The sequence below is a fragment of the Tahibacter sp. genome (assembly GCF_035481375.1).
Taxonomy (GTDB): Bacteria; Pseudomonadota; Gammaproteobacteria; order Xanthomonadales; family Rhodanobacteraceae; genus Tahibacter.
In genome coordinates this window covers 1-8859 of sequence record NZ_DATIGT010000051.1, presented here as the reverse complement: position 1 = coordinate 8859, position 8859 = coordinate 1, and the positions used below count along the sequence as shown (strand labels likewise).

The window sequence follows — 8859 nt, the reverse complement described above, 5'->3', positions numbered from 1 at the left end:
TCTGCACAACGAAAGCTACGTCGACAAAGTGATGGGCGACCAGCCCGGGATGGGCAAGGGCATCATTTCGCAGACCAACGAGCTGATCAGCCACAACATCACCAAGAGCCGCAGCGTCTACGTCAACGGCAGGCAGCTCGTCCGCACCGGCGACACGGTCTGGATGAATTTCAAGAAGCCATGAGGAGCGCGACCGTGATCGTTCTGCCGTTGTCGCGCGCGCCGGGGCGGAGCGCGCCGCCATGAGTTTTCAACCCGGCTGGTATTCGACGCCTTCGCTGGGCCCGAATTCGTTCCAGTACTTCAAGACGCCGAATCTCGTCACGGCCCAGGGCTATTTCGACGGGCCGAACCAGATCCTGCAGTGGGGCGTGGAGCAATATCCGAACGGCCAGCCGGGTCAGTGGACGGCGGATATGCAGGCGCTCCAGAAGGCCGATCCCGGCGACTGGTGGGATAACCCCAAGACCGGCCGCGTGAAGCCGAACAACCAGCGCAAACCGGGCCCGATCGCGAATACGCAAGGCCTCATCGTTCCGCAGACGAGCCCGAACCTGAGCGGCAGCAGCAGTGCGCCGACACCGAAGGCGCCGGAAGGGCAGGAAGAAAAGGGCTGGTGGAAGAGCTGGGGCAGCGACGTCACGCACGGCGTGCTCGACGTCATCGGCCTCGTACCCGTGGTCGGCGAAGTCGCCAACGGCGTCGGCGCGCTGGTCTACGTCGCCGAGGGCGACTACGTCAACGCCGCGCTCGATGCGGCGGCGATGTGGCCGGCCGGCGGTCAGGCGGCGACGGCGGCGAAGTACGGCAAGAAGGGGGTCGGTGCGGCGATCGAGCAGGGCGAGAAAAAGCTCGCGCGCGAAGCCGAAGAGGCGGCACGGGAAAAGCTGGCGCGCGAGGCGCGCGAGAGGGCCGAAAAAGAAGCCCGCGAGAAAGCCGAGAAAGAAGCCGCGGAGAAAAAAGCGAAAGAAGCCGAAGGCGGCAAGGTCAAGAAACAGAAACCACACAAGGATTGCGGTAAGTTCGGCAGGTACAAGAACATGCCGAAGCAGAAAGGCGTAATCAACGCCGATCATGTGCCGTCCGGTGCGGCGCTCAAGAAGGCGTTCCAGGAAAAGCTCGAGGAGATGGGCATCTGGGACGATCTGTCGAAAACGCAGCGCGAATCCGTGCTCAATCATTTGTACCGCGAAGCGCCGACCATCGTGGTTCCCGAAGACGTGCACAAAGAAGGACGCACGTATGGCGGAAAGAATACCGGCAAGCAGTCCACGAAAGACGCCGGCAATTTGCGCAAAGCGGTGAAGGATGACACCGATGCGATCCAGCGCTCGATGGATACCAAGGATCACGGCTGCAGCGAGGCGTATCGAAAAGCCGCAGAGGAAATGCGAAACTTCGATTTCGATGGACTGTTCGACGAGATCATTCGCGACAACAAGTACATCAAGAAGATCACGGGTTCGTAAACCCAATTTCGAGACGGACTAAGTCGATATGGACGGTAATCAGCTTGTCGAACTGCTGGGGCATGCTTCGGTCGATCCGGTGCTGGACGATTTCCTCAGCAGGAATGGTGTGACTGTGCGGCCGAAGCGGGAAGACGACGTCGATCCTGTCGGAGACGCCAAGAAAGGGCTCGCGTTCGAATACCGGGATCCGGACGGATTTCGCAAAGCGATTGGAGAGCCGCGCTCTGAGGGCAAGTTCGTGCTGCGCGGTGTCGACTTCTACGGCGACAAGGTCGAAGGCAATACCGGCTTCAGCGGAACGCTGCCTTTCGGGCTGAGCTTTACGACGACCGAAGCGGAAGCGGCATCGCTGCTCGGCGCGCCGCGCAAGCAACTCGCCGGTGACAAGAAGGACGGTCCGCAGAACACATACTGCGTCGACGATCGGCTGGTCGTCGTCAACTTCGCCGTCGGCGGTGCCAGCGTGCGCTGGGTGCGAGTCGCATTGCCGACGAAGTTCAACCGGCAGCAGGGGCTGTGTCCCTGAATTCGAGGGCACCCCTGTCGGGCGGCGTCGCCGAGGAAATGACCGACGGCGCTGGACCGGGCATGCCTAACCTGTCCGAACACGGTCTGCTGCTCACCCTGCATTGGCGCAAACGACGACCATGACTACGACGGCGGTTTCGTCCCGTTTTTTTCCCGAAGTGGACACGTCGGTGCTGCTGCGCTTCCTCGGCGAATCACCGCAGCATCCCGAGTTCGCCGCGTGGCTCGATGCGCACGGCATCGAGACGCGGCCACATCTGGCCGAACAGGATCCGTCGTTCGCCGAGGACGGAGATCTCGCCTACGAGAACGCGCGCGCCAGCGAGATCGATGAAGTCGAGCGTCATAGCGTCTGCCTGATCTACGAAGGCAGCGACAATTTCGAGCGGCTGTTCGAGCGTGCGCCCGCCACCGGCGCGTTCGTACTCAAGCAGGTCGCGTTCTACGCGCCCGGCGTGCAGGGCTATCGCGGCTATGCGGGCCAGCTGCCGCGCGGCCTTCGTTTCGATCTGACGCGGCCTCAGGTGCAGGAACGCCTCGGCATGCCGACGGCGAGCCGCGTCATTCACGGGCTGGCCGCCGACCTCTATCTCGACGCGCACTGGGCCATCAACGTGTCCTACCTCGACGGCGGGCAGGTCGGCATCGTGCACGTACGGCCGCTGCATCGGTTCGACCGCCGCATGCTGGGGCTGGCCGCATCGGACGTCGATGCCGATGCGGTCGATCTGCAGCAGCTGATCAGTCTGCTCGGTGTCAGTACCTATGACGAAACGCTCGAAGGGCTGCTGGAGCCCCTGGGCTGGCAGTCCGCCGATTTCGACATGGCCGATTGCGACGAAGTGCCGAACCTGATCCCGCGGCACGGCATCGCGCTCTACTATCGCAACGCGGCGGAGTATCCCCAGCTGCAGAAGCGCGAGTTCATCCGGGACGGCAGCGTGTTCGCCGGTTTCCGCGTCAATCGCCGCGGCGACATGCTCAGCGACGGCTATGAAGGCCGGCTGCCGTTCGACATCCAGTTTCACGACACGCCGGAACAGGTCATCGCACGAGTCGGCCGCGCGGCCGATGCGCAGGTCGTCGATCTCGACACGGCGGCGCTCAAGTGGAAATTACCCGGCTGCATACTCCATGTCATGTACAGCCTGATCGATTGGCAGGTCTATCGCGTGACATGCTTCGCGCCGTTCCTCGAGGACGAGCTCTTCGCGCGCCGCTACTGATCGATCTCGTCGCGGCTGAACGGGATGCGTGTCGTAGACGCAGTCTTGGCGTGAACTTTCCGTCAACGCGCTCCGCCGGGCTGGCCGGGTAGGGATCGTGCGTGCGCTCTCGTCAACATCCGGAAGGCGTTACAACGTCGCCGGCGAGCTCGTCGAAAGCGCAGATGGCGTGCCCGATGGTGCGGCCTGGCTCGCGCCGGGTCATGGCGGCGTACTGCGCGCACACTTCCAGCGCGACGAACTTGGTCGTCTGACCGATAAACTTTGCGCTAAACCCGACAGCGCGCGGCCGCAGGTCAGTCGCAGCCGATTTACGTACAACATCAATGGCCAGCTCGTACAGGCGCGCAACGCGCATGCACGCGTCGAACTGAATTACACCGCCGACGGGTTACTCGCGCGCGAGACCACGCGTACGCGCGGCCTATATCAATCAGGATCCGATTGGTCTGCTCGGATCGCCCCTCGTCAATGACTCGACGCTTACCCAGCGACAGAACTCCCCATGAAGCACTACATCCTGACCCAGAAAAAGGAGCCCGGCTGCCCGTTGGGCCTGCTCAACGGAATACTGCACCGGAGCTTCGTCGAAAACGCGCATGCGTGCGACTACGGAGACTATCCCTGGTACGCCGATCCCTCATCAGGCCGGCCACACCGACCGTTTCCGGAAGGGTTGGTCTTCGTCACGGAGGATGCGCGGTACACGTTCGATCTGCGCAGTGACTCGCGGTTCTTTTACCTGGCGAGCAATGAGCTGGTCGCTGCGTGCCGGCACATGAACGTTCGCTTCGAGGACCTTCAGCGGGTCGACGTGGTCTCTCGGCGCGGAAGCCCCGTTTCCGGTAACACGTACTGGGTTTGCCGTTTCGAGGCCTTTCCGGTGGCCGACGTCATCGATCCGGCAAACTCGTCGATCGAGAGTTCCGACGGCGTGCACACGCGCATTCGCCGCCTGAGGATACGAGAGGACTTCGACCAGGATCTTTTCAAACTGCGCCTGCTTCCACCGGAAACAGATTCGCTGTTCTGTTCGCAGCGCTTTTTCGAGTTCGCTCAGCAGGCTCAATTCAAAGGCATCGCGTTTGCCGACGTGGCGACGTTTGATTGGCCCGCAGAGATGAGCGCCGCCGATCAGTTCGCGGCAGCCTTTTCGGGCGCCGCGATGCCGAGGCCGATCTAGCAGGCTGTTGAGAAGCAGTCTGCTAGAGCGATCCCGACAGGGATCGCACGAGAGGCGATCGCGCAAGCGATTGAGAATCAGGCAACGCCCCTTTCTCAGCATCCTGCTAGAGCAACTCGATACGACCGACCCAGGCAATCTGCGACTCCTTCGAGGTTGGTGGCATCGCGAGGATCTGCAGCGCAATGCAATCGCCCGCCGGCCCGCGGCAACTACGCGGCCTTAATGCCAAGTTATCAATTGATCGTTCCATGACCATGCGGCATCGCGCCGTTTTTGCTCCCAGCGATTCGGGGACATCCATAATTTTCCTGGCTGCCTTCCCGACCTTCTCGGTACGCGCTGAGACAACGCAATTAGGCAGGCCCGTGGGCACGACACCCAGGCGGCCCAAAGTTCGCCAATGGTTGACGCTGTCCATCTGTGCGGCGGGTTCACTCTGCCTCCAGCGCCTGGCGCAGCGGCGACATGAGCCGGATATAGGCTTCTCCGCTCCTGCCGGCGGCGGCGAACAGGGCAGTGGCCCGCGCGAGGTCCGCGCGCGCGTCGGTTCGGCGTTCGGCGGTCAGGTGCGCCAGCGCGCGCGCGCGATACGCCGTCGCGAGCAGGATGCGGTTGGTCGCGTAGTCCGTCTGCGCGATGCCGACCGCCGTTTCGGCCAGCAACGAAGCGTCCGCAGTACGCCCGATGCGAGCATGGAGTTCGGCCAGCGATACACGCGCCGTCACGGCCAGCGGACTACGCTCGCCGTTCTGGGACATTGCGAGGCGCAACGCCTCTTCCAAGATCGGCAAGGCCTCGTCGAGGCGCCCGAGCCGGCTGAGTGCGACGCCGACGTTGTTGAGCGACGCGGCCAGTTTCGAGGTACCACCGTAGAGCGCGCGCGTCATCTCGGCGACGCGAAGATAGTCCGGCAACGCCCGTTCCGGATGGCCCATCATCAGCGCGGCGTTGCCGCGGCTGTTCAACGCCGCCATGCCGCCATCCGAATCCGCCTGTCCGAGGCTTTCGAACACGCGGTGGCTTTCGTCGGCGCTTGCCGCCGCTTCCTCGTAGCGGCCGGCCTGGGCGAGCGCGCTCGACAGGGTGTTGAGCAGGTTGCCGATCATGAAATCGTCATTCCGTAGCTGCGCCCGTCGCTCCGCGATCGCTTCGTGCAGGGTCGTGATCGCGACATCGACCTTGCCTTCGGCGCGCTCGATCTTCGCCTGGGTCGAGCGGCTCTCGTTGAGGATCGCGCGCGCGCGGCCGGGCTTTCCTGCCCACCACGCCTGCGCCTGGTCGAGCAGTTCGCGCGCGCGCGCAGTGTTGCCGCGTACGACTTCGATCTGCGCGAGGTTATAGCGCGCGTTTGCCTGTATCTCCGGATTCGCCTCGATGCCCGGCCATTGCAGCAGCCTTTCGAGCAGCGGCGTGCTGCCTTCGATGTCGCCGAGCTGGATGAACAGATCGCTCAGCATGAGGGCCGCGGTCTGCCCCGCGAGCGGGTCGTCCTTGAACTCGTCGAACAGTCGTGCGGCACCGGACTTGAACACCTCGCGCACATTCACCGTCGCCGCATCCTTCTGCCGAGCCGCGTCGCGGAACATCAGCATGAGATAGCCGCGCATCGCGTCGGAGCGCTTCGCCGCGGCGAGCGCATCGTCGCGCTGGATGCGAGCTTCACGCATCTGCCAGATCGTCGCCGCCATGCCCGCGACCATGGCCACGCCTGCGAGCGTCGCGAAAGCGATCGCGATACGGTTGCGTGCCACGAACTTGCGCGCGCGGTAGCCCAACGCGCTGCCCGACACGCGCACCGGCAGGCCGTCCAGCCAGCGTGCGAGGTCGTCCGCAAAGGCCTGCACCGTCGCGTAGCGGCGTTCGGGCTCCTTGGCGAGCGGTTTGTCGAGGACGTGCGCGAGGTCACCGCGCAGCAACTGGCGATAGCCACGGCGCGTAGTGCAGCGCTGGTGCAGGCGATCCGCGCCGGAGGCGCGCGCGAGTGCCGCCAGCGGCGTCTGCGGCGGAGTTTCGCGCACGACGCGCTCGGCGGACGCGAGGTCGCTGCGGTCGATCTCGTAGGGCAGCACGCCGGTGAGCAGCTCGTAGAGGATCACGCCGAGGCAGTACACGTCGGTCGCGACGCCGGCAGAACCGCCGCCGAACTGTTCCGGCGCGGCGTACTCGGGCGTCAGCGCGTGGCGGAGGCCGATCGTCGTCGGCGACGCGCGGGGCTCGTCGTCGCCGCCGAGCAGCTTGGCGATGCCGAAGTCGAGCAGCTTCACGCGGCCTTCGGCGTCCACGAGGATGTTGTCGGGCTTGAGGTCGCGATGGATCACCAGTTGCGTGTGTGCGTGCTGAACTGCCGCGCAGACGTCGAGGAACAGGCGCACGCGCGCGCGGAGGTCGAGCGCGCGCGCGTCACACCAGCGCGTGACGGGCTCGCCGCGCACGAACTCGAGCGCGAACCAGGGGCGGCCGTCGGGGGCGACGCCGCCGTCGATGAAGCGCGCGAGGTTAGGATGCTCGAGACGGGCGAGGATGCGCCGCTCGCGCAGGAAGCGCGCGTGCACGTCGTCGAAATCGAAACCGCGGCGGATCAGCTTGATCGCTGCGTCCTGAGCGAAATCGGCGCCCTCGCGTTCGGCACGGTACACGATGCCCATGCCGCCCCGGCCGATGCGCTCGATCACGCGAAAGGGCCCGAGCGACTTGCCGATCAGCGGATCGGTCGCCGGAGGCGGCTCTGACGCGCCGTCGTCGGCCTCGCCGGTACCGCGCAGCAGCACGCCGACGCGCGCGAGCAGTCCCGCATCCGCGCCACAGCGCTCGCGTACGAACGCGTCGCGCTCCTTGCCGTCGGCGACGTCGAGCGCATCGCGCAGGATCCTGAGCGCCTGCTTCGCGGTGGAGTCCCGGGCGCTCATCGAGAACCGCCGCGACGGCGCGCGGCAGCGCCGGTCAGGCCGGCTGGTCGAGCCGGTCGCGCAGCCATTCTCGTGCAGCGACCCAATCGCGCTGTACGGTGCGCTCGTTGATGCCGAGGATGCTGGCGATCTCCTCGACCTTGAGGCCGACGAAGTAGCGCAGCTCGACCACCCGCGCCATGCGCTCGTGGACGGACTCGAGTTCGTCCAGTGCCTGATCCAGCATCGTGAGGTCGGTGCGGTCCGGGATCGGCAGTTCGAGCGCGACCTCGAGCTCGTCGCGCAGCCAGCCGCCGCCGCGCTTCGCGCTCGCACTGCGGCGCGCGCGATCGACCAGCACCTGGCGCATCATGCGCGCGGACGCGTTGAGCAGGTGCGCGGTGTCGTCGAAGTCGGACGGTGCGCGATCGAGCAGACGCAGCAGCACGTCGTGGACGAGCGCGGTGGTCTGCAGGGTTGGGTGGCCCGGTGTCACGCGAAGCATGCCGCGCGCGATCCGGCGCAGGTCGACGTACACGAGGGGGAGCAGGCGTTCGAGCGCTTCGGCGTCCCCGTGGCGCCAGCGTTGCAGCCATTCGGTGACGCTTTCGGTGACGCTGTCGGCCGCTTTCGCTTCCATGCGCGGAACGTAGCGCGCCCGGGTCCGTGCTGCCAAGCACGTGGCCTGAATCGGATTCGCACATGGCGCGCGGCCAGGATCGGGGCCCGGCCGGCGCGCGGCCGGCCGGGCAGCGCGCTCAGTCAAAGGCATCCGCGAAGATCGCGTCGTTGCCCAGGCGCGCGGTCGCGAACATCAGCGTGTTGCCGGTCGTCGGGTCGCGGGCGTCGCCGGTGACAGTGAAGCTGCCGGTGCCGGAGCTTGCGACGTCGTAGAGCGCGCCATCGCCCGGGGAGGTCGCCCACGGCGGTTCGATCGCGACCGTGGCGATCTGGTCGAGGCTGCCGTCGTTGCTGTCGACGACGGCAAGCATCGGCGAAGGGATGAAGTCCGGGCCGACCTCGGCGTCGGCCTGGCCCGCGATCGCGAGCGTGGTGCCGTCGCGTGCGATCGCGAACGGCTGGGCCGGACCGTACACCGCGCAGGCCTGCGGGTTGCCGGGATCGTCCCAGCCACCGAAGCGCAGCTTGCCGCCAGTTCCGAAGGTCGTCGTGTAATGGCCTTCGTCGTCGAGCTTGGCGATGCCGGTCCCGGACGCGCAGGCTTGCGCCACGCTCGCGAGCGCGAAGATCTCGTCGCGATACGGGCTGGCCGGAATGCCGAAGCCGAACGTGCGCACCGCGATGCCGCGGTTGCGGTCCTCTTTGCTGCCGCGGTCGAACTGCACGAAGGCGAAGCCGCGGCCGCCGCCCGTGCCGGTGCCCGCACCGAAGCCCGTCTGCAGTTCGCCGTCGCTGCTCAGCTAGAGCTGGCCCCACTCGTTTGAACAGTTCTACCCGGTCCGTTAAGTGGAATGCTCTGCGGTGGTTTAAGCAGCCATGGGCAGTTGCTGCAGGTTGAAGTAGACCTCGTCGGGTGTGCGGCGATCAAGGCTCGCGTGCGG

Annotated in this window: 9 protein-coding genes; 6 read left to right on the top strand and 3 right to left on the bottom strand. The window is 65.7% G+C overall.

The annotated features are described in order from the left end of the window. The 6 genes from VLF18_RS03340 to VLF18_RS03315 form a co-directional block, all read left to right on the top strand. Positions 1-184, top strand: a 184-nt coding sequence (locus VLF18_RS03340) for a PAAR-like domain-containing protein (RefSeq protein WP_325278202.1), incomplete at its 5' end; no start/stop codon positions are given. 58 nt (positions 185-242) lie between these two features. Further along, positions 243-1469: a hypothetical protein gene (locus tag VLF18_RS03335; RefSeq protein ID WP_325278201.1), complete on the top strand. Its 1227-nt coding sequence runs from the start codon at positions 243-245 to the stop codon at positions 1467-1469. Positions 1470-1497: 28 nt separating this feature from the next. Continuing rightward, entirely contained in the window at positions 1498-1998 is a 501-nt protein-coding gene (locus VLF18_RS03330) for a hypothetical protein (RefSeq protein ID WP_325278200.1), read from the top strand. Between the two features lie 121 nt (positions 1999-2119). Next, positions 2120-3226, top strand: coding sequence for a hypothetical protein (locus tag VLF18_RS03325; protein WP_325278199.1), 1107 nt, complete (start codon positions 2120-2122; stop codon positions 3224-3226). A gap of 97 nt (positions 3227-3323) precedes the next feature. Further along, entirely contained in the window at positions 3324-3701 is a 378-nt protein-coding gene (locus tag VLF18_RS03320) for a hypothetical protein (protein ID WP_325278198.1), read from the top strand. Between the two features lie 30 nt (positions 3702-3731). Continuing rightward, positions 3732-4409 carry an imm11 family protein gene (locus VLF18_RS03315; protein WP_325278197.1) on the top strand — a complete coding sequence of 226 codons (678 nt, stop codon included), beginning with the start codon at positions 3732-3734 and terminating at the stop codon, positions 4407-4409. Positions 4410-4843: 434 nt separating this feature from the next. Here the strand turns inward: VLF18_RS03315 and VLF18_RS03310 are convergent, their stop codons facing one another. The 3 genes from VLF18_RS03310 to VLF18_RS03300 form a co-directional block, all read right to left on the bottom strand. Next, positions 4844-7318, bottom strand: a complete 2475-nt coding sequence (locus VLF18_RS03310; protein ID WP_325278196.1) for a protein kinase domain-containing protein — start codon at positions 7316-7318, stop codon at positions 4844-4846. Positions 7319-7352: 34 nt separating this feature from the next. Beyond that, entirely contained in the window at positions 7353-7937 is a 585-nt protein-coding gene (locus VLF18_RS03305; RefSeq protein ID WP_325278195.1) for an ECF-type sigma factor, read from the bottom strand. Positions 7938-8055: 118 nt separating this feature from the next. After that, positions 8056-8643 carry a hypothetical protein gene (locus tag VLF18_RS03300; protein ID WP_325278194.1) on the bottom strand — a complete coding sequence of 196 codons (588 nt, stop codon included), beginning with the start codon at positions 8641-8643 and terminating at the stop codon, positions 8056-8058. Positions 8644-8859 lie beyond the last annotated feature (216 nt).

Excerpts from the sequence above, each read along its gene's own strand:
- VLF18_RS03335 (WP_325278201.1), top strand. The coding sequence starts at position 243 with ATGAGTTTTCAACCCGGCTGGTATTCGACGCCTTCGCTGGGCCCGAAT.
- VLF18_RS03330 (WP_325278200.1), top strand. The coding sequence starts at position 1,498 with ATGGACGGTAATCAGCTTGTCGAACTGCTGGGGCATGCTTCGGTCGAT.
- VLF18_RS03325 (WP_325278199.1), top strand. The coding sequence starts at position 2,120 with ATGACTACGACGGCGGTTTCGTCCCGTTTTTTTCCCGAAGTGGACACG.
- VLF18_RS03315 (WP_325278197.1), top strand. The coding sequence starts at position 3,732 with ATGAAGCACTACATCCTGACCCAGAAAAAGGAGCCCGGCTGCCCGTTG.
- VLF18_RS03310 (WP_325278196.1), bottom strand. The coding sequence starts at position 7,318 with ATGAGCGCCCGGGACTCCACCGCGAAGCAGGCGCTCAGGATCCTGCGC.
- VLF18_RS03305 (WP_325278195.1), bottom strand. The coding sequence starts at position 7,937 with ATGGAAGCGAAAGCGGCCGACAGCGTCACCGAAAGCGTCACCGAATGG.